The organism is Microbacterium rhizomatis, from assembly GCF_008710745.1.
Lineage (GTDB): Bacteria > Actinomycetota > Actinomycetes > Actinomycetales > Microbacteriaceae > Microbacterium > Microbacterium rhizomatis.
This window is the reverse complement of record NZ_VYSA01000002.1, coordinates 831,245-850,798: the sequence shown is the minus strand read 5'-3', so window position 1 is coordinate 850,798 and position 19,554 is coordinate 831,245. Positions and strand designations below refer to the sequence as shown.

13 protein-coding genes are annotated in these 19,554 nt (G+C 68.3%); 6 read left to right on the top strand and 7 right to left on the bottom strand.

The window, feature by feature from the left end; genetic code table 11:
* Positions 1–77 precede the first annotated feature (77 nt).
* Positions 78–872 carry a nucleotidyltransferase domain-containing protein gene (locus F6B43_RS12240; RefSeq protein WP_150449197.1) on the top strand — a complete coding sequence of 265 codons (795 nt, stop codon included), beginning with the start codon at positions 78–80 and terminating at the stop codon, positions 870–872.
* A gap of 12 nt (positions 873–884) precedes the next feature.
* Here the strand turns inward: F6B43_RS12240 and F6B43_RS12235 are convergent, their stop codons facing one another.
* The 3 genes from F6B43_RS12235 to F6B43_RS12225 form a co-directional block, all read right to left on the bottom strand.
* Positions 885–1,793: a carbohydrate ABC transporter permease gene (locus tag F6B43_RS12235; RefSeq protein ID WP_246159928.1), complete on the bottom strand. Its 909-nt coding sequence runs from the start codon at positions 1,791–1,793 to the stop codon at positions 885–887.
* Positions 1,790–2,719: a carbohydrate ABC transporter permease gene (locus tag F6B43_RS12230; RefSeq protein ID WP_150449196.1), complete on the bottom strand. Its 930-nt coding sequence runs from the start codon at positions 2,717–2,719 to the stop codon at positions 1,790–1,792. Before F6B43_RS12230 ends, F6B43_RS12235 begins: the two co-directional genes overlap by 4 nt.
* An 83-nt stretch (positions 2,720–2,802) precedes the next feature.
* A complete protein-coding gene (locus tag F6B43_RS12225) occupies positions 2,803–4,131 on the bottom strand; it encodes an ABC transporter substrate-binding protein (protein WP_150449195.1) in 1,329 nt (442 codons plus the stop codon).
* 267 nt (positions 4,132–4,398) lie between these two features.
* Here F6B43_RS12225 and F6B43_RS12220 point away from each other — a divergent pair, with 267 nt between their 5' ends.
* The 3 genes from F6B43_RS12220 to F6B43_RS12210 are packed head-to-tail and all read left to right on the top strand — an operon-like array spanning position 4,399 to position 11,026.
* Positions 4,399–7,119 carry an alpha-L-rhamnosidase gene (locus F6B43_RS12220; protein WP_170285646.1) on the top strand — a complete coding sequence of 907 codons (2,721 nt, stop codon included), beginning with the start codon at positions 4,399–4,401 and terminating at the stop codon, positions 7,117–7,119.
* Between the two features lie 34 nt (positions 7,120–7,153).
* Positions 7,154–9,976 (top strand): alpha-L-rhamnosidase, encoded by a 2,823-nt coding sequence (locus F6B43_RS12215; RefSeq protein ID WP_150449193.1) that lies wholly within the window; start codon positions 7,154–7,156, stop codon positions 9,974–9,976.
* 42 nt (positions 9,977–10,018) lie between these two features.
* Positions 10,019–11,026, top strand: a complete 1,008-nt coding sequence (locus F6B43_RS12210) for a LacI family DNA-binding transcriptional regulator (RefSeq protein ID WP_211368125.1) — start codon at positions 10,019–10,021, stop codon at positions 11,024–11,026.
* A 9-nt stretch (positions 11,027–11,035) separates the two neighbouring features.
* On the opposite strand, the gene F6B43_RS12205 is transcribed toward F6B43_RS12210, so the two are convergent.
* A complete protein-coding gene (locus tag F6B43_RS12205; RefSeq protein ID WP_150449192.1) occupies positions 11,036–11,926 on the bottom strand; it encodes a nucleoside hydrolase in 891 nt (296 codons plus the stop codon).
* Positions 11,923–13,299: an FAD-binding oxidoreductase gene (locus F6B43_RS12200; protein ID WP_150449191.1), complete on the bottom strand. Its 1,377-nt coding sequence runs from the start codon at positions 13,297–13,299 to the stop codon at positions 11,923–11,925. The genes F6B43_RS12205 and F6B43_RS12200 overlap by 4 nt, the downstream gene beginning before the upstream one ends.
* Before the next feature lie 69 nt (positions 13,300–13,368).
* On the opposite strand from F6B43_RS12200, the gene F6B43_RS12195 reads away from it, so the two are divergent.
* Positions 13,369–14,352 carry an aldo/keto reductase gene (locus tag F6B43_RS12195; RefSeq protein ID WP_246159927.1) on the top strand — a complete coding sequence of 328 codons (984 nt, stop codon included), beginning with the start codon at positions 13,369–13,371 and terminating at the stop codon, positions 14,350–14,352.
* Positions 14,349–17,369, top strand: a complete 3,021-nt coding sequence (locus F6B43_RS12190; protein ID WP_150449190.1) for a glycoside hydrolase family 2 TIM barrel-domain containing protein — start codon at positions 14,349–14,351, stop codon at positions 17,367–17,369. Before F6B43_RS12195 ends, F6B43_RS12190 begins: the two co-directional genes overlap by 4 nt.
* A 144-nt stretch (positions 17,370–17,513) precedes the next feature.
* Here the strand turns inward: F6B43_RS12190 and F6B43_RS12185 are convergent, their stop codons facing one another.
* Entirely contained in the window at positions 17,514–18,713 is a 1,200-nt protein-coding gene (locus tag F6B43_RS12185; RefSeq protein ID WP_281349556.1) for an aminotransferase class I/II-fold pyridoxal phosphate-dependent enzyme, read from the bottom strand.
* 117 nt (positions 18,714–18,830) lie between these two features.
* Positions 18,831–19,511: a TetR/AcrR family transcriptional regulator gene (locus F6B43_RS12180; RefSeq protein ID WP_170285644.1), complete on the bottom strand. Its 681-nt coding sequence runs from the start codon at positions 19,509–19,511 to the stop codon at positions 18,831–18,833.
* Positions 19,512–19,554 lie beyond the last annotated feature (43 nt).

The following is a 19,554-nucleotide window of genomic DNA, read 5'->3' as shown; positions in this document are numbered from 1 at the left end:
CCGCCTCGATGTAACGTTTCAGGCGATGACGGCGGTGCGGAAGCCTCCGTTCTCCCCCACGATGCGAAGGAGCCGGTGTGGAGCAGCAGGAGAGGGCGCTGGTCGCCTACGTGGACGCCGTCCGGGACGAGCCGGGCACGCTGGCGGTTGTGGTGGTGGGGTCGGTCGCCCGCGGTACCGAGCGCCCCGACTCGGACGTCGATGTCTACCTGGTGGTGGACGACCAGCGCTTCGCCGCGGAGACGGCGGCGGGGCGCTTCGCCTGGACGGATCGTGCGGGCCTCGATTACCCGGGCTCGTACATCGACGTCAAGCTCGTGAGCCCGTCGTACCTCGAGGCGGCGGCCCGCGACGCCGACGACCCGACGCGTGCGTCGTTCGAGGGGGCGCGGATCGCCCACGCCAAGGGCGGGTTCGCCGCGGAGCGGCTTGCACCGCTCATCGAGATGATCACGACGCTCCCCGAGCCGGTGTGGGCCGAGCGCATCCGCTCCTTCCGCGCCCAGGCGCACCTGTACGGCGGATACTTCCTCGCCCAGGCGATCGACCGGAACGATCCGTTCCTGCGCCGGCATGCCGGCATCCATCTCGCCCTCGCGGCGGCGCGCGCCGCACTCGCGGCCAACCGCACCCTCATGCGGGGTCCGAAGTACATCTCGGCGCTCGTGCGCGCGGTGCCCACCCCCGACGGATTCGTGGATGCCTGGCAGAACGTCGTCGATGCCCCGGATGTGCAGAGCGCCGAGGTTCTGCTCGGTCTGCTGGACGAGTGGTTCGGTGACGAGATCGACCCGGATGACGCGCTGTCGTTGTTCATCCGAGACAACGAGCTGGCGTGGCTCCGCGGGACCGTTCCCGCGGAGTTCTGGTGACCGGAGCATTCTCTAGCCCTTGATCGCGCCGCTTGTCATGCCCGCGACGATCTGCCGGTTGAAGAACATGTACATGATCAGCGGCGGGATCGTCGTGAGCAGGATGTACATGAACAGCAGGTTGAACTGGCTCACGGACTGGCTCTGGAAGTTGTAGAGCCCCAGCTGCACCGTCGGGTAGTCGTTGCCGGGCAGGAAGTACAGCGGGTTCTGGAAGTCGCCGTACACGAACACCGCCTGCACGACGATGACCGTCACGATGACGGGGCGCAGAAGCGGCAGGACGACAGTGAAGAAGAGTCTCATCGAACCGGCGCCGTCGATGATCGCGGCCTCGTCGAGTTCTTTCGGGATCGTCGCGACGAATGCGCGGAACAGCAGTACGCAGAACGCGAGCCCGAAGGTCGCCTCGATGAGGATCATCCCCGGGATCGTCTTGAACAGCCCGACGCCCTGCAGCACCCAGATCGTGGGGACCACGGCGGGCGGCACGATGAGCGCGGCCAGGACGAAGAAGTTGATGACGGGGTTCAGCTTCGAGCGCTTGCGCTGCAGGACATAGCCGACCATCGCCGCGAAGACCACCATGATGGCGCACGCGAACACCGTGATGACGGTCGTCCAGAGGAACGCCCAGAGCACCTGGTAGTCGTTGGTCTGGAGCGTTGCGAGCAGGTTGGGCCAGAACTGCCATTCCGAGGGGAGGCTGAATTCGACGAGGCCCGCCTCGCGCGGGTTCTTCGACGCCTGCAGGACGACGAACACGAACGGGAGCAGGAAGATCACGACGGACGCGATGATCGCGATGATCCCGACGAGGTACTTCCGCAGCCAGCGGCGGAGAGTCATCGGCCGCCGGTCGACCTTGGGGCGACGGGACTGGCGTGAGTTGGCGGTCGTGAGGGTTTCTGTGACGGTCACAGTTCCGTCTCCCTTCTGTTCAGGAAGTACGACACCGGCACCATGACCGCAGTGACCACGATGAACAGGATGACGTTGCCCGCGGTGGAGAGACCGAAGAATCCGGCCTGGTACTGCTTGTAGATGACGGATGCGATCACGTCGCTGCTGAAGCCGGGGCCGCCCTTGGTCATGGCCCAGATCATCGCGAACTCCCGGAGGCCGCCGATGAGCGAGAGGATGATGACGGTTGCGGTCGCCGGGCGCACGAGCGGCAGCGTGATGGTGCGGAAGATCGACCACGCTCCGGCGCCGTCCATGCGGGCCGCTTCGAAGTACTCCTGCGGGATGGCGACGATCCCGGCCATGAAGATCAGGGTGGCGATGCCGACGCCCTTCCAGACATCGACCCCCGCGACGGTCAGCAGGGCGAGGTTCGGGTCGGTGTACCAGCCGGGTTCGGGCAGGTTCAGGAAGCCGAGGACGGCATTGACCGCTCCGTGGAACGGATCGAGGAGAGCCTTGAACGTGAGGCCGACACCGATGGTCGAGACCAGCACGGGGAAGAACACGACGGCGCGCAGGTAGCCGCGACCGAGGATGGGGCCGGTGAGGAGCAGGGCGAGTGCGAGGCCGATGATGACCTTCGCCGCCGACGTCACGAACCCGTAGATGAACGTGTTGACGAAGCCCTGGACGAGCTGCGGCTCTTGAAAGAACTGGACGAAATTGTCGAAGCCGATGAACTGGACGTTGAAGAGCGTCCACCTCGTGAGCGAGAAGTAGAACGACGCGAACGTCGGCACCGCGAAGAACACGATGAACAGCACGGCAGCCGGTATGTAGAACCAGGACGGGTACGGGCTCTTGATGCCCTTCCGGCGCCCGCGCGGCGGCTTGGCGGGCTTCGTCGTCGGCGGGGCAGAGCCCGCGACTGCAGTCGTCATATCCACTCCTCATCGAGTCGGGGCCGGCGACGATGCCGCCGCCGGCCCCGGGTTGTGCCGATCTCAGCAGATCAGCGCGGGTCTCACCAGCCGGACAGCCCCAGCTGCTGGGCCTGCTTCTTCACATCGTCGTCGTACTGCGCGGCGCCGTCCTTCGCGGACGTGATGCCGGATCCCACGGCGACGGTGATGTTCTCGAGGTTCGGTCCCTTGATGGGGGAGAGGAACTCCAGAGCCGAACCCGTCTTGCCTGCGTCGAAGTACTTCTGGATGTCGCCGATCAGCGCCGGAGCGGTGCTCGGCAGCGTGCAGGCGCTCGTGACGTACGGTCCCGCGGCCCCACCGGCGTCGTTCTGCACCGCGCAGCCGTCGGACGAGTTCGCGAATGCCACGAACTTCTTCGCGGCGTCGAGCTTGGCCCCTTCGGCGGTCTTTGCGATGTAGATGCCGTTCGGCTGCCACATCGTGATCGACGTGTCGGACGCGTTGGCGGCCGGCAGGGCGAACACGCCGATGTCATCGGTCTTGTCGGGCTCGTTCTGCTGGACCGTGGCGATCGTCGCCGAGAGCATCGGGTACTGGGCGGCCTGGCCGTTGGCCAGAGCATCCATCGCCTGTGCGTTGGTCATCGACGCGAAGTCCTCGTTCATGAGCTTCTTGTCGAAGACCTCCTGCTGGTTCGCGAAGCCCGCGAAGGCCGGCTCGTTCACGTACTTGGCGCTCGGGTCGTTCGCGGTGTAGTTCTTCGCCCAGTTCGGATCCTGCGCCGACACGTTGGCGAAGTCGCCGAGCACGAACAGCTGGCTCGTCCAGGTGTCGCCGTACGACTGCAGGATCGGCGTGATGCCGTTGCCGGTCGCCTTGATCTTCTCGCTGTTGGCGATGAAGTCGGCCCACGTCGTGGGGACCGTCAGGCCCAGCGACGAGTAGACCTTCTTGTTGTAGAGCACCGCACCGGCGAAAGACGTGCCCCACGGCGCGCCGTACAGGCCGTTGTCGGTCGAGACGACCTGCTTGAAATCGTCGGTGAGGGTGCTCACCCAGCTCTGGTCGCTGAGGTCGACGAGCGTCTGATCGGGGTTCAGAGCCTGCAGCAGCGAGCCGGAGTTGTAGTGGAAGACGTCGTCCATCGAACCGGTCGACAGTTTCGTCTTCATGAGGTTGTCGCCCTCGGTGCCGCCGGGCTGCGTGTCGAGCTTGACGCTGATGTCGGGGTTCGCCTTCTCGAACGCCGCGATGAGCGCCTTCGCCTGCGCGGTGTTCGCGTCGTCGCTCTGCGTGAGATACGTGATCTCGGTCGTGCCTCCACTGCTGGAACCACCGCCGCCGCCGGAACATGCTGCGAGCGGGATGGCCAGAACAGCCACTCCCACCGATGCGGTGAGCACCCTCCGGGTAAGGGAGTTCTTCATCCTTTTACCTCCTCGTAAAAGCTGAGCGGACAGTCCGCCCTCGCTGCCGGTCTGAGATGTCGAAAGTATTGAAACCATTCAACTCCCCGTACCGTACGTCTCCGGGTGGCCGGTCGTCAATCAAAGATTGAATCGGTTCATCACGATCGGATAACGCCGTGCCGTCGTCCTCACCGATGTCGTCGGGATGTTTGACATTCGACTATGAATCGTTTCAGGATGGGGGCGCGCTCCTCGACGCGGTCGAGCGCCGAAAGGACTCCCGCCATGACGGCATCTCCCGAAACGACGGTGCAGACCGAGCAGACGCTCCCCGACACGACGTCGACCGACCCGTCGACGCGCGTCGTCGAACTGCGCACGCAGCACGGAGCGGGCCTGCTCGGCGTCCCGGGCCGTGGCGTGCGGTTGAGCTGGCGTGCCCAGAGCGATCTCCCGGCCGCGAGCCAGCTCGCGTACGAGATCGCGTCGGGGCCCGAGGGTGGGGCGCAGGATTCGCACGGGGTCGTACGCGGCGATGACTCGATCGGCATCGCCGCCGGGCTCGACCTCGCACCGCGCGAGCGGCGCTCCTTCGCGGTGCGGATCGCCACCTCCGCCGGCTGGACGGCGTGGAGCGAGCCGCTCGTCGTCGAGGCCGGTGTCGAAGGCCTGGGACTGAACGCGCGTGTCGTCGGGATTCCGAGCGAGGTCGGGGGCCCTGTCCCGGTTCTCCGACGCGAGTTCACGGTGAACGCAACCCCGGCCGCGGCCCGCCTGCGCCTCAGCGCACTGGGCGTGGTGGATGCCTGGATCAACGGCGTTCGCGTCTCGGATGCGCTGCTCACCCCGGGGTGGACCTCGTACCAGGCCCGCATCCTGATCGACACGGTCGACGTCACCTCCCTCCTGCGCGAAGGCGAGAACGTGATCGTCGCGGCCGTCGGCGACGGCTGGTACCGCGGCCACTTCGGCTTCGCGTACCGCAAAGAGATCTACGGCACGAGCTCGGGCGTGCTCGCGCAGCTCGAGATCACCGACGCGTCCGGTGCGACGACGACGATCGCGACCGATGAGACGTGGCGCGGCGGGTTCGGCGCGATCCGCTCCGCCGGCATCTACGAGGGAACCGTCATCGACCACAACCTCGAGGCGGTCGGGGTCCACGAGCCCGGCTTCGACGACGGCGCGTGGGCCGCGGCATCCGTCATCGACACCGATCTGTCGCTGTTCGAACCGCGGAGTGCGGCGCCCGTGCGCGTCATCGAAGAACGGCCGATGACGATCGAGCCGCGAGCAGATCGCGTACTCCTCGACTCGGGCCAGAACATCTCGGGCTGGGTGCGGCTGGTCGTGCGGGGAAAAGCGGGAGATGTCGTGACGATCCGGCACGCCGAGGTCCTCGAGCCGTCGGGGGCGCTGCACACCGCAGCCCTGCGACGGGCCAAGGCGACCGACGTCTACACGCTCGCCTCGGGCGGCGAGCACGTGCTCGAGCCGGTCTTCACGTTCCACGGGTTCCGCTACTCCGACGTGGTCACGGGCGCCGAGGTCGTCTCGGCGACGGCGATCGCGATCTCGAGCGATCTCGCCCCCCGCTCGACGTTCCGCTCGTCCGATGCGAGCCTCGACCGGTTCCACTCGAACGTGCTGTGGTCGCAGCGCGACAACTTCGTCTCGGTCCCCACCGACTGCCCGCAGCGCGACGAGCGGCTCGGCTGGACCGGAGACGCCCAGGCCTTCGCCGCCACCGCCAACACGCTGCTGGACACCGAGGCGTTCTGGACGTCGTGGCTGCGCGACCTCGAGATCGATCAGACCGATGAGGGCGGGGTGCCCTCGGTGGTGCCCGACATCATCCGCCGCGAAGACATGCTCATGGGCGGCACCCCCACCGACAACATGGGGCGCGCAGGCTGGGCGGATGCCGCGACCATCGTTCCTCTCGCGGTGTACGAGTCCTACGGCAGCGCGGAAGTGCTCGAACGACAGCTGGACAGCATGCGGCGCTGGGTCGCGCACCTGCGCCGCCGGGCCGGAGACGGCGTCGTGCTGCCGACGGAGCCGTTCCAGTACGGCGACTGGCTCGACCCGGATGCCCCCGCGGCGCGGCCGTGGGAGGCGAAGGTCGACAGCGACTACGTCGCCAACGCGTTCTACGTGCACTCGACCCGGCTCCTCGCCCGCGCCGAACGCATCGTCGGCGACCCGGCCGCGGCCGACGAGCTCGACGAGCTCGCGAGAACCGTCGCCGACGCGACGTGGGCGCGGTGGGGCGAACGGGCCGTGACGACGCAGACCGGCGCCGCCCTCGCCCTCGAGTTCGACATCGCGCCCGCGGAGCGACGGGTCGCGATCGCCGACGATCTCGCGGCGAACGTCGTCGCGGCCGAGGGGCGCATCTCGACCGGCTTCCTCGGCACCCCGCTCGTGCTCTTCGCGCTCTCGCACAACGGCCACATCGGTGAGGCGTACCGCATGCTGCTCCGCCATGACGCTCCGTCGTGGCTCTACCAGGTCGACCGCGGCGCGACGACGGTGTGGGAGCGGTGGGATGCGATCAAGCCCGACGGCTCGATCCACGGCGGAGATATGGACGCGGGAAACAGCGGCGGCGAGAGCGGCGGGATGCTGTCGTTCAACCACTACGCGTACGGCGCCATGATCGACTGGGTCTACCGCAACGTCGCCGGGCTCGCGCCCGATCCCGCCGACCCGGGCTACCGCACGGTGCACGTCGCCCCGCGCCCCGCGGTCGGTATCGACCACGCCGCCGCGACCATCGCGACCGGGCTCGGCGAGCTCGCGATCGACTGGCGACGGGACGGCGACGCCCTCGAGATCGCTCTCACCGTTCCGTTCGGCGCTCGAGCGGTGCTCGATCTGCCGGTGACGGCGGGCTCGACCGTCTCGATCGACGGCGCCGCGGCGCCGGCCGAGGCCGGCACGACCCTGACCCACGGCATCCATCACCTCACGGTCACCCAGCCGGCGGTCGCCGGTCGCTGACCAGAACACTCACCCTCACGTTCGAAGGAGAACCATGAGCACCCCCGCGATCGCCCGCATCGTCACCGACGCGCCGTACACGAGCGACACCGTCCCCTCACCCGAGCCGGTGATCGGCTGGGTCACCGAGACGGATGCCTCGGACTGGCGGCAGTCGTCGGCCGAGCTCGAACTCGACAGGGGGGGATCCACGACGGTTCACGTCATCGACGGGCGTGAATCGACCCAGATCGCCTGGCCGTTCACCCCCCTTGCGCCGCGCGAGCGGGTGTCGCTCCGGGTGCGCGTGACCGGCTCGGACGGGCAGACCGGGCCGTGGAGCGAATCGCGATCGATCGTCGGCGGCTTCCTCGGTGATGGGGAGTGGACGGCGTCGCCGATCGGGCTCGCAGAGCCGTCGGGGGTCGCCGAGCCGGCCTACCTCCGCACCGAGTTCGACGTCCGCGAGGGCGTTCGGCGAGCGACCCTCTACGCCACCGCGGTCGGGGTCTACCAGGCGGCGCTGAACGGCACCGACGTCGACGACCAGGTGATGAAGCCGGGCTGGACACCGTACAACCACCGGACGATCCACGAGACGACCGACGTCACGTCGTTGCTCGTCGCGGGACGCAACGCCTGGGGCGTGCGGCTCGCGGGCGCGTGGGGCACCGAGTACTTCGGCTTCCGCGAGAACGCGCAGCCGATCTACGGCGACCAGCCGCGGTTCGCCGGGCAGCTCCTCGTCGAGTACGCGGACGGCGCGACCGAGTGGATCACGACGGATGCCTCGTGGCACGCGTCGACCGGCCCGATCACCGCCAGCGGGCTGTACGCCGGCGAGAGCTTCGATGCCCGCCGGTCGCTCGTCGACGCGGCGGGCCGCGGATTCGCCGAGCCCGGCTACGACGCAGCCGGGTGGAGCCCCGTAGGCGCCGCCGCAGACATCGTCGTGCCCGAGGCCCGCGTGTCGCCGTTCGTCCGGCGCATCGAGGAGGTGGGGGTGCGAGAGGTCATCACGACCCCGAGCGGGCAGACCGTGCTCGATTTCGGGCAGAACCTCGTCGGGCGCCTCCGCATCCGGGTCAGCGGCCCTGCGGGCACCGAGATCACCCTCCGCCACGCCGAGGTGCTCGAGCACGGCGAGCTGGGCACCCGGCCGCTCCGGCAGGCGGCGGCGACCGACCGCTACACGCTCGCCGGTTCCGGCGTCGAGGTGTGGGAGCCCGAGTTCACGTTCCACGGGTTCCGGTACGCCGAGGTCGCCGGGTGGCCGGGCGAGTTCGACCCCGCGGATGTCACGGCGGTCGTGATCCACAGCGATATGGAGCGCACCGGCTGGTTCGAGGCATCCGATCCGCTCGTGAACCAGCTGCACGAGAACGTCGTCTGGGGCCTTCGGGGCAACTTCCTCTACGTACCGACCGATTGCCCGCAGCGTGACGAGCGGCTCGGCTGGACGGGCGACATCCAGGTGTTCGCACCGACCGCGAGCTTCCTCTACGACGTGCGCGGCTTCCTCGACTCGTGGCTGCGCGACCTCGCCCTCGAGCAGGCCGACGAACACGGGATCGTGCCGTTCGTCGTGCCGAACGTGCTCGGGCCTGCGCGCCCCGCGGCGGCGTGGGGCGATGCCGCCACCGTCGTGCCGTGGGTGCTGCACGAGCGCTTCGCCGACACGGCGACGCTCTCCCGCCAGTACCCGAGCATGCGCTCGTGGGCCGACGCGATCCTCGAGATCGCCGGCCCGCGGCGGCTGTGGGAGGGGCGATTCCAGTTCGGAGACTGGCTCGATCCGGATGCTCCGCCCGAGCTCCCCGCGGATGCGAAGACCGACGCCGACATCGTCGCCAGCGCCCACCTGTTCCTCTCCACGCGCAATGTGGCGCGCGCGGCCGCGCTGCTCGGCTACGACGACGAGGCCGAGCGGTACGCCGCCATCGCGGAGGAGGTGCGCGCGGCGTTCCTGCGCGAGTATCTGACGCCCTCGGGGCGGATGGTCTCGGACGCGCAGACGGCCTACGCGATGGCGATCGTCTTCGACATCGCACCCGCCGCGCAGCACGCCGCTCTGGGGGATCGGCTCGCCGAACTCACCCGCCGGTCGGGCTACCGCATCGGCACCGGCTTCGTCGGCACGCCGATCATCCAGGACGCGCTGACCCGCACGGGCCACCTCGAGGTCGCGCGGCGCCTGCTCGTGCAGACCGAGAACCCGTCGTGGCTGTACCCCGTGACGATGGGCGCGACGACGATCTGGGAGCGCTGGGACTCGATGCTGCCGGACGGCACGATCAACCCGGGTGAGATGACGTCGTTCAACCACTACGCGTTCGGCGCGATCGGCGACTGGCTGCACCGCGCGGTGGCAGGACTCGCACCCGCGGCCCCCGGCTACGCGCGCATCCGCATCGAGCCGCACCCGCTGGCCGGGTTCGACTCGGCGTCGGCCGAGCACCTCACGCCCTATGGTCGCGCGCGATCGGCCTGGTCCCGCGTCGACGGCGTCGTCCGGATCGAAGCGGTGATCCCTCCCAACACCGAAGCGGATGTCGTGCTGCCGGACGGCACCGAGCACCACGTCGGATCGGGCACGTACTCGTGGGAGGTCACCGACGCGCCGGCCGCGCTGCCGCCGTCGCACGTCGGGCTCTCGTCGAGCCTGGCCGCGATCGTCGACGACCCCGAGGCCTACGCCGCGGTGCTCGAGGTGCTCGAGGCGAACAAGCCTTCTGCGGCGCTGACGATCCGCACGAAGACGCGCTGGCTCGAGGGACGCGACCTGGGCGAGTCGCTCTCGAACATCGTGGGGCTGGATGTCCGGGATGCTGTTGCCGAGAGCCTGCAGCGGCTCACGGCCGGTCGCTCCGGCGCCTGACCGATACACTCTGGCACAGTCCGACGATGAGGAGGGGTCGAGGTGGCAGTGAGTGTGCGTGACGTCGCCGCCGCGGCATCCGTGTCGGTCGGAACGGTCTCGAACGTGCTGAATCAGCCGGCGAAGGTCGCCCCGGCGACCGTCGAGCGGGTCCTGCGGGCGATCACCGACCTGGGTTTCGTCCGCAATGACGCCGCACGGCAGTTGCGGGCCGGTCGCAGTCGCAGCATCGGGCTGATCGTGCTCGATGTCCGGAACCCGTTCTTCACCGATATCGCGCGCGGTGCCGAGGATCGCGCCGCCGAGGACGGTATGACGATCCTGCTGGGCAACAGCGACGAGAACGCCGCCCGAGAGGCGTCGTACCTCGACCTGTTCCAGGAGCAGCGCGTGAACGGGGTTCTCGTGACACCCGTCGACGAGGATGTGCCGCGACTGGAACGCCTCAGGGCCGGCGGCACGCCCGTCGTGCTGGTCGACCGCACGACCGACGACCAGAGCTTCTGCTCGGTCGCCGTGAACGATGTCGAGGGGGGCGAGCTCGCCGCCGGGCACCTCACCGCGATCGGGAGGCGGCGCCTGGTGTTCGTCGGCGGACCGCCGTCGATCCGGCAGGTCGCCGATCGCCTCGAGGGTGCACGCCGCGCCGTCGCCGAGACCCCCGGGGCCACGCTCGAGGTGATCGAGATGGGCGCGCTCACCGTCTTGGAGGGCCGCCGTGCCGGCGAGGAGATCGCCGCGCGCCCGGCGGCGGAGCGACCCGACGCGATCTTCGCGGCGAACGATCTGCTGGCCGTGGGGCTCCTGCAGGCGCTCGTCATGATCGACGACCTCCGTGTGCCGCAAGACATCGCCCTGATCGGCTACGACGACATCGACTTCGCGTCGGCCGCGGTCGTGCCGCTCAGCTCGGTTCGTCAGCCGGCGACGCTCATCGGCTACACGGCCGTCGACCTGCTGCTGCGCGAACTCGGCGACGGCGTGCCCAGAGACGAGCGCACCGTGCTGTTCCGCCCCGAGCTGGTCGTCCGTGACTCGACCCGCCCGTAGCGCGCCCACCTAGGGGGCGAACTCGGCGATCTTCGCGAACATGTCCTCGAGGAAGAACCGCACGTCGATCTGCTCGACCACGCGGATCTCGCCCCCGACATCGGCGGCTTCGTAGGCGCCGTTCGCGGTGAAGCGCACCGGCGGCTGGCGGCGGAAGGAGGCGCTGTGCGGGTCGAGCATGAGGGCGATCGCCGGGGAATCGCCGAGCGCGCGCGACTCCACCGGCACAGGGTGGTGGGCGGTGTTGAAGTCCACGACTCCCTGGGCCAGATGAGCGCCGATCGCGCCGTGCGGCTCGACGCGACGGCGCAGCTCGGCATAGCCGACCGCGGTCAGCCGGTAGATGTTCGACGGCACCTGCCAGACCGCGATGCCCGAGCCGAACACCACGTTGGCCGCTGCGATGTCGTTGCGCAGGTTGAATTCGGGCCACGTGCCGGCGTACTCGCGATCGCCGTACGGCGGACCGCCGATCCAGATCACGGTCGTCTCGGTGCGCGCGATGTCGGGCGCGAGCAGCAGCGCGGTGGCCATGTCGGTCAGCGGACCGAGGAAGGCGACGAACAGCGGGCCGGCATCGCCGCGTCGCGCCTCGTCGATGATCAGTCGAGCCCCCGGGCTGTCGATCGGTTCGCGGCGCGACGCGAGTGCGTGCGGTGCGCCGTCGGCGATCGGGACGGTTCCGGTGCGGTCCATGAGATCGAGGAGGCGCTCGAGCTCGTCGCGCGAGGCCCGCATCGATTCGCGGGTGCGCTGCGTGCCGAAGTGCGCCGGGATGATGCCGCGGATGTCGAGTGTGGGCGACAGGAGCGCGTGAACCACGGCGAACTGGTCGTCGGCTTCGTTCGCGACGTCGGAGTCGATGATGACCCGGCGTCGCCGCCGGTCGTCGTTGTTCACGCCAGCATCGCCCCCGGGTTGAGCAGGTTCTGCGGATCGAGCGCCTTCTTGATGCGGTGATTGAGCTCGAGCACGTCGGTCCCGAGGTAGTCGCCCAACCACGGCTGCTTGAGCCGGCCGACCCCGTGCTCACCCGTGATCGTGCCGCCGAGCGCGATCGCGAGTGCCATCACGGCGGCGTACGCACGGTCGGCCCGTTCCCGCTGGGCGGGGTCCTGCCGGTCGAAGACGATGAGCGGATGCGTGTTCCCGTCGCCCGCGTGCGCGATGAGCGCGATCGTCACGTCGTGCTCCGCGGCGATCTCCTCGATCCCGGTCACGAGTTCGCCGAGCCGGGGGATCGGCACGCCGACGTCCTCGAGGAGGAGGGTGCCGAGCCGCTCGACCGCCGGCACCGCCATCCGCCTCGCCGCGACGAACGCCTCACCCTCGTCGGGATCGGACGTCGCGAAGCATTCGTCCGCGCCGTGCGAGAGGCAGATCGCCTCGATCAGCGAGATCTCTTCGGATGCTGCATCCGCTCGCTCGTCCGACTGGATGACGAGCATCGCCGCCGCGTCGCGATCCAGGCCCATCCGCGTCGCATCCTCGACGGCGTTGATCGTCGTGCGATCCATGAACTCCAGCATCGACGGGCGCGCTGCACGCGTGATGGCGATCACCGCGTCCACCGCCCCCGAGAGCGAGGGGAAGGTCGCTACGAGCGTGGTGCGGGGCGGCTGAGCGGGGATCAGGCGCAGCACGACCTCTGTGATGATGCCGAGGGTGCCCTCGCTGCCCACGAAGAGCTTGGTGAGGGGGAGCCCGGCGACATCCTTCAGACGCGGCCCGCCGAGGTGGACCGCACGTCCGTCGGCGAGGACGACGGTGAGCCCGAGCACGTAGTCGCTCGTCACGCCGTACTTGACGCAGCAGAGGCCGCCGGCGTTCGTGGCCACGTTGCCTCCGATAGAGCTGATCTCGAACGACGAGGGGTCGGGCGGGTACCACAGGCCGTGGGTGGCTGCCGCCGCCTTCACCTCGGCGTTCAGCGCTCCGGGCTGCACCGTTGCCATGTGCGTCGCCGGATCGACCTCGACCCCGCGCATCCGATCGAGCGAGACGATCAGGCAGCCGTCGATCGCTGCGGCGCCCCCCGACAGTCCGGACCCCGCGCCACGCGGCACGATCGGCGTGCCCGTCGCCGCCGCGAAGCGCACGGCGGCCTGCACGTCGGCCGTGGATGCCGGGCGGACGACGGCCAGCGGCATCCCCGTCGCGGGGCTGTTGGTCCGATCCCACCGGTACGCATCCATGGATGCGGCGTCGGTGATCACGCTTCCGGCGGGCAGTTCCTCCGCGAGTCGGGCCAACGCGATCTGAAGTGTGGTCATGACAAGCCTTCTCCTCGAGTGCGGATGAATTCATACTAGAATGAATATGCATCTGGGAAAAGAGGAGCCGTGGCGACCCCCACTCTCGACACCGCCGGAACACGCGTCGGCGAGATCACGATCGGCACCTCGGGCCTGGGCCGAGGAACGCGCGCGGGCTCGCCGGATGAAGCACGCGCGGTTGATCTCGCCCGCGCCATCCTGACCGGTCCGTTCGCGACCGTCGACACGTCGAACGCCTACGCGGGCGGCCGGGCGGAAGGAGTGCTCGGACTCGCGCTCGCGCAGCTGCGCGCTGATCCGGCAGTGCAGTCGGCGCAGATCACCACGGCGCAGATCACCACGGCGCGGCTGATCACGAAGGTCGACGCCGATCCCGTCACCGGCGTCCTCGATCGCGACCGCGTGCGGCGTTCGTACGAAGAGTCTCTCGCGCGCCTCGGGATGGATCGCGTCGAGCTGCTCCACCTGCACGACCCGTACACGATCACGCCGGCCGAGGCCTTCCGCGACGGCGGGGTGGTGGATGCTCTGTGCGAGCTGCGCGACACCGGCGCCGTCGACGCGATCGGCATCGCCGCCGGACCCATCCCGCTCCTGCGCGAGTACGTCGAGACCGGCGTCTTCGATGCGCTGCTGACACACAATAGGTACACGCTCGTCGACCGTTCCGCGGCACCCCTGTTGGAGCAGGCGCGCCGCCGGGGGATGACCACGTTCAACGCTGCCCCGTTCGGCGCGGGCATCCTCGCGAGCGGAGTCAGGCCAGGGGCCACCTACGGCTACCGGCCCGCGTCGGCGGAGCTCGTGGCGTGGGCCACTCGCGCCGAGGGCGTATGCGTCGCACACGGCGTCACCCTCCGCGCTGCCGCCCTCCACTTCTCGCTGCGCTCGCCGCTCGTCGACTCGACCGTCGTCGGCGTCTCGTCGGCGGGTCGGCTCGCCGATCTCGAGGCCCTTCGCACGATCGCCATCCCCGCCGAGCTGTGGACCGATCTCGACGCGCTCGGCCCGGCGCCCAGCCCGATCTCCGACCCCGAGGATGCCGCATGAGCACCGAGGACCGTGACCGCCTGCCCTACTGGGAGAGCACAGAGCCGGGTGCCGGCCGCCGCGCTCCCCGGGCCGACGCCGTCAGCGACGCGCGGGCGCGCAGTCTCAACGGACGATGGCGCTTCCGGCTCTCGCCGACGGCAGCGGGCACCGGCGACGCCTTCCTCGCACCCGATTTCGACGATTCGACCTGGGATGAGATGCCGGTGCCTTCGCACTGGGTGCTGGAAGAGTTCACGCCGCTCGCCGGAGGGACGGCACGCTCGATGCGGGGTACCGCCGAGGGCCCGCTCTATACGAACACGGCCTACCCGATCCCGCTCGACGCACCCAGGGTGCCGACCGAGAACCCGACCGGCGACTACCGGTTCGTCTTCGACCTGCCGGAAGGCTGGGGCGATTCGGTTCTCCGGTTCCAGGGCGTCGACTCGTGCGCCAAGGTGTGGATGAACGGGCGAGAGCTCGGCTGGTCGAACGGCAGCCGCCTGCCCTTTGAATTCGACGCCCCTGTGATCCCCGGCCGCAACGTCCTGTCGGTGCGGGTGCATCGCTGGTCGAGTGGTACGTACCTCGAAGACCAGGACATGTGGTGGCTGCCCGGGATCTTCCGCGACGTCGAGCTGATCGAGCGGCCCCGCGGGGCGATCGACGACCATTTCGTGCACGCCGACTACGACGCATCCACGGGCCTCGGCACGCTGCGAGTGGATGCCTCGGCCGACGCCGTCGTCGAGATCGCCGAACTCGGCATCCGCATGGCCACGGGCGAGACCGCCGAGGTCGCCGTCGAGCCCTGGAGCGCCGATTCTCCGCGCCTGTACCGCGGAACGCTGTCATCGGCGGGCGAGACGGTCGCGCTCGCCGTCGGGTTCCGGCACGTCGAGATCATCGACGGCGTCTTCACCGTCAACGGTCGCGCCGTGACGCTCCACGGCGTCAACCGTCACGAGCATCACCCCGACACCGGCCGCGCGCTGGACCGCGAGACGATGATCCGCGACATCGTCCTGATGAAGCGGGCGAACATCGACGCCGTCCGCACGAGCCACTACCCGCCGCATCCCGAATTCCTCCGCCTCTGCGACGAATACGGGCTGTGGGTGGTGCTCGAATGCGATCTCGAGACCCACGGCTTCATCTACGCGGGCTGGGAGGGGAATCCGCCCGCCGAACCCCGCTGGCGCGACGCGCTCATGGATCGCCTGTACCGCACGGTCGAGCGCGACAAGAACCACCCGAGCATCGTGATCTGGTCGCTCGCGAACGAAAGCTGGGTCGGCGACGCCTTCACCGAGATGCGGCGGTGGCTCGATCGTCGCGATCCTTCGCGGCCGGTGCTCTACGAGCGCGACCCGCGCTATCGCGATTCGGACTTCTACTCGCTCATGTATCCGTCGCTCGAGCTGCTCGAGCAGATCGGCCGGCGCGAAGAGCCCCGCGGTGGCCGGCTGGGCATGCACGGAATCGTGTTCGACGACGATGGCGAGAGCGATTCGGACGGGGTCGCGGATGCCGACGACGCGCGTCGCCGCACCCTGCCCTTCCTGCTCGTCGAGTACGCCCACGCCATGGGCAACGGGCCGGGGTCGCTGCGGGACTATCAGCGGATCATCGACGCGCACGATCGGCTGTGCGGGGGTTTCGTCTGGGAGTGGATCGACCACGGTTTCACCGCCGTGGCCCCCGACGGAACGTCGTTCATCATGCACGGCGACGACGTCGACTACGAACCCCGAGGCGGGCGCTTCAGCCTGCACGGCGTCGTATTCAGCGACCGCACGCCCACTCCTGCGCTGACCGAGCTCGCGAAGGCGTACGAGCCGATCCGAATCGAGGTCGGCGACGAGATCCGCATATCGAACCGGCGGCACTCGGCCGACGCATCCGACCTGCGGTTCGCGTGGCGTCTCGAGCACGATGGCATCGAGGCGGCGTCGGGGATGCTGGCGGTCGCCGCCCTCGCACCGGGGGAGTCCATCGACCTGGCGCTGCCGCCCGAAGCGTCTGCGCCCGCGGGTGCGCGTCTCGGCGTGTTGACGGTCGAGGCCCGCACCGCCCGCGACGCGCTGTGGGCCCCCGCGGGTCACGTCGTGGCGTGGGGGCAGCGGGTGATCGACGAGCCGGTGGCCGCGGCATCCGCGATTCTCCCCGTGCGCGGGAGCGGGGCGCCGGCGCATGGCGAGATCGCCCTCGGCGCTGCCCGGTTCGACGGCGCGACGGGGCGGCTGCGCCGCCTCGGCGACCTCGAGCTCGACGGCCCGTGGCTCGACCTGCACAGGGCGCCTACCGAGAACGATCACGGCCAAGGTGCGCTCAACGACCTCGCTGCGGTGTGGTCGGCGACGGGCATGGATCGGATGCTGCACCGCACCGACCTCGTCGAGCACGGCGCCGAGTGGCTTCGCGTGGCGGGTCGCACCGCGCCGACGACCCACCCGCACGGCGTGGAGTGGACCATGCTGTGGTGGACAGACGGCGACGGCATCGTGCTCGACGTCGATGTCGACTTCGTCGGCCCGTGGGCCGACACCCCCTACATGCACCGCGACATCTGGGTGCCGCGCCTGGGGCTGCTGTTCGCCCTGCCGGGAGAGCTCGACCGAGTGGAGTGGCTCGGCCGCGGGCCGGGCGAGACGTACGCCGACTCGTACGAGGGGTCGCAGCTCGGGCGCTTCGCGCGGTCGATCGACGACCTCCAGGCGCCGTACCCGGTGCCACAGGAGAACGGCAATCACGTGCAGACGCGGTGGCTCGAGGTGCGTGGGGCGGGTTCGACCGCGCTGCGCGTGGAGGGGCGCCCCGCATTCGACTTCACCGCTCGGCGGTGGACCTCACTCGACCTCCAGCGCGCCGCCAAGCCGTTCGAGCTGCGCGATTCGGGGCGGGTATGGCTGAACCTCGATCACGCGCAGCAGGGCGTCGGCTCGGCCTCGGTCGGCCCGGCGCTGCCCGAGCGGTACCGCATCCCGCGCCAGCGCACGTCATGGTCGTTGCGGATGGGGGCTGTCGCTCGCTGAGCGACGTCGACATCGGGTGCGATCCAGTAGGAGATCAAGGCGCCGATGGACCGCAGCACGTTCCTTCGGGGATAGCGGCCCAGAGTGTCACTGTTCATGGCGCTCTCCTCTCCGAAGCAGCCGATGATCACGGGATGAAACCGTTCAGCCCAGTGCAGGCGCCATCTGTACGCCACTTCGTTCGAAGTGCTCCGAGAGGACAGCGCAGAACTGTGTGATCTCAGTACCCGTCATGTTGGCTCGGAGTCTTATCCGCAGGCCCGCCTTGCCCCACATCACGGCGGGGAAGAAGTCGGGTTCGACGTAGTAGCCGGCGTCCATGAGCGATCGTGTGGAGCGAATGGTTTCTGTTTCACTTCCGATCGGCACGAATCGGACCGGACTCTTCGGATTTGCGTGTGGGAGGCGGAAATTGTCATCGAACGTCTGGATGGCGATCTTGAGCTGCGCTTGGAGGGTCCCGAGTTCGGAGCCCTCGTGAATGTCGCACGATCCCAGGATCGCGCCTAAGCCTGGTGTGTTGACTCGTTGAGACCACGTGAATGGTCCACCGTTGCCGAGGGCGATCCTCCGCCTCGTTCGGTTGCTGCGCGGCCCGAAGATGATGGCACCGCCGGTAGCTCCGAACCCCTTATTCAGAGAAGTGACGATGATGGTGTGCTCGTTGATGTCGCCCATGGCATCGAGCACGTATCCCCTGCCCTTTTCCCCGACGATGGATGTCCCGTGAGCGTCGTCGAGGAAGAGGTACATGCCGTACTGATCCTGTAACCGCATCAGCTCGTCCATCGGTGCGATGGTTCCGCCGGTGCTGTAGATGCCGTCACCGACGTAAGCGACGCAGGGGTTCTCGCGACAGATCTGCTCGAGTTTCTCCATGTCGTTGTGAGCGATGGTGCGCACGTCGGTTTCCATGGCACACAGGGGGCGTAGGGATTGCAGACAGAAGTGTGCATGGCGGTCAAACACCATCACCGGGCGGATGCCGTTACTGAGAACCCCGGAAGCTAGTAGCGGCAACATCGACCACACGCCAGCCGCGCACGAGCTGACCGTACCGACATCAGCATCGAACAGGCACGAGAGCCGTTCTTCTACGTCGTTGAGAGCACGCAGCCGGACCCGCACGCGGGAGAGGGAACTGTTCAGTACGTGGGAATCGGTGAGACCTTCGTGTGCGGCCTGCATGATCCGCGGATGCTCATCCAGACCGAGGTAGGAGTAGGAGGACATATTCGTCAGCTCCTTGTCATCGATCACCATGGATGCCGAGGGACCGGTGTCATCGATGATCAGACCGTGGACACCGACACGGACGGCCTCATCGAGGAAAGGCATGGACATACCGGCTGCGCGAGCCAAAGGCGAAAACCTTGGAGTCCGCTGATGCACTGAGGAGATGATCTACCCTTCCGCCGGGGTTGGATGAAGAAGACGAGACAAGGCCCGCCCGCGGTTCCCTCACCGTTCGAGACGTCCCGAGGTGCTCAACTGAAGCGGGGGTTGCGTGGCATCGCAGATTTCAAGTGCGCGCTGCGCCCAATAGGCTTGCTTCTCGGGAACAACATAACTGGATATTAGGATAATTGAAAGATCGCTGACTCGCTCCAGCAGATCATTCAGACCGTTCAGCAAGCCTGAGAAGATGAAGACCCCTGCGTACGTGCCGATGGCGTAGCTTGCATACCGATCTACATCGATCTCGGGTTTCACGTCACCCTCTTGGATGGCGCGGGTCAAGTTTTGAACGTGGACTGTCGACCAGGCCGTCCAGGGCAACACCGGTGGGTTATCGAACACGAGGGGTTGCGAGGTCAGCCGCGCACCCGCCTGCACGATCGGGTCTTTAAGAATCGCCCGCGTAAATTTCGCGATAGTCAGCAGAATTGTCTCCATCGCGGGCAGGTGTTGCTGGAGAATCTCTTCGGCATCGCGCTGCGTTCTCTTGTTGTACTCGTCGATGATGGTGAGAGCTATCGCCTCCTTATTGGCGAAGTGAAAGTACACAGCTCCCGTCGTGACCCCCGCGTTACGGGTGAAATCCTTCATCGAAGCGTGGTCCCAGGTGCGCTCGTTTATCAGGCGCGCGGCCTCGACGACGATGTCATCTCGTGTCTTCTGCGAGCGTTGCTGTCGAGCCACGGGTCTCCCTTCCACTGTGACTTTGAAGCGCTCTGGGTCTGAT

Excerpts from the sequence above, each read along its gene's own strand:
- F6B43_RS12215 (WP_150449193.1), top strand. The coding sequence starts at position 7,154 with ATGAGCACCCCCGCGATCGCCCGCATCGTCACCGACGCGCCGTACACG.
- F6B43_RS12225 (WP_150449195.1), bottom strand. The coding sequence starts at position 4,131 with ATGAAGAACTCCCTTACCCGGAGGGTGCTCACCGCATCGGTGGGAGTG.
- F6B43_RS12185 (WP_281349556.1), bottom strand. The coding sequence starts at position 18,713 with ATGTCCATGCCTTTCCTCGATGAGGCCGTCCGTGTCGGTGTCCACGGT.
- F6B43_RS12220 (WP_170285646.1), top strand. The coding sequence starts at position 4,399 with ATGACGGCATCTCCCGAAACGACGGTGCAGACCGAGCAGACGCTCCCC.
- F6B43_RS12230 (WP_150449196.1), bottom strand. The coding sequence starts at position 2,719 with ATGACGACTGCAGTCGCGGGCTCTGCCCCGCCGACGACGAAGCCCGCC.
- F6B43_RS12190 (WP_150449190.1), top strand. The coding sequence starts at position 14,349 with ATGAGCACCGAGGACCGTGACCGCCTGCCCTACTGGGAGAGCACAGAG.
- F6B43_RS12200 (WP_150449191.1), bottom strand. The coding sequence starts at position 13,299 with ATGACCACACTTCAGATCGCGTTGGCCCGACTCGCGGAGGAACTGCCC.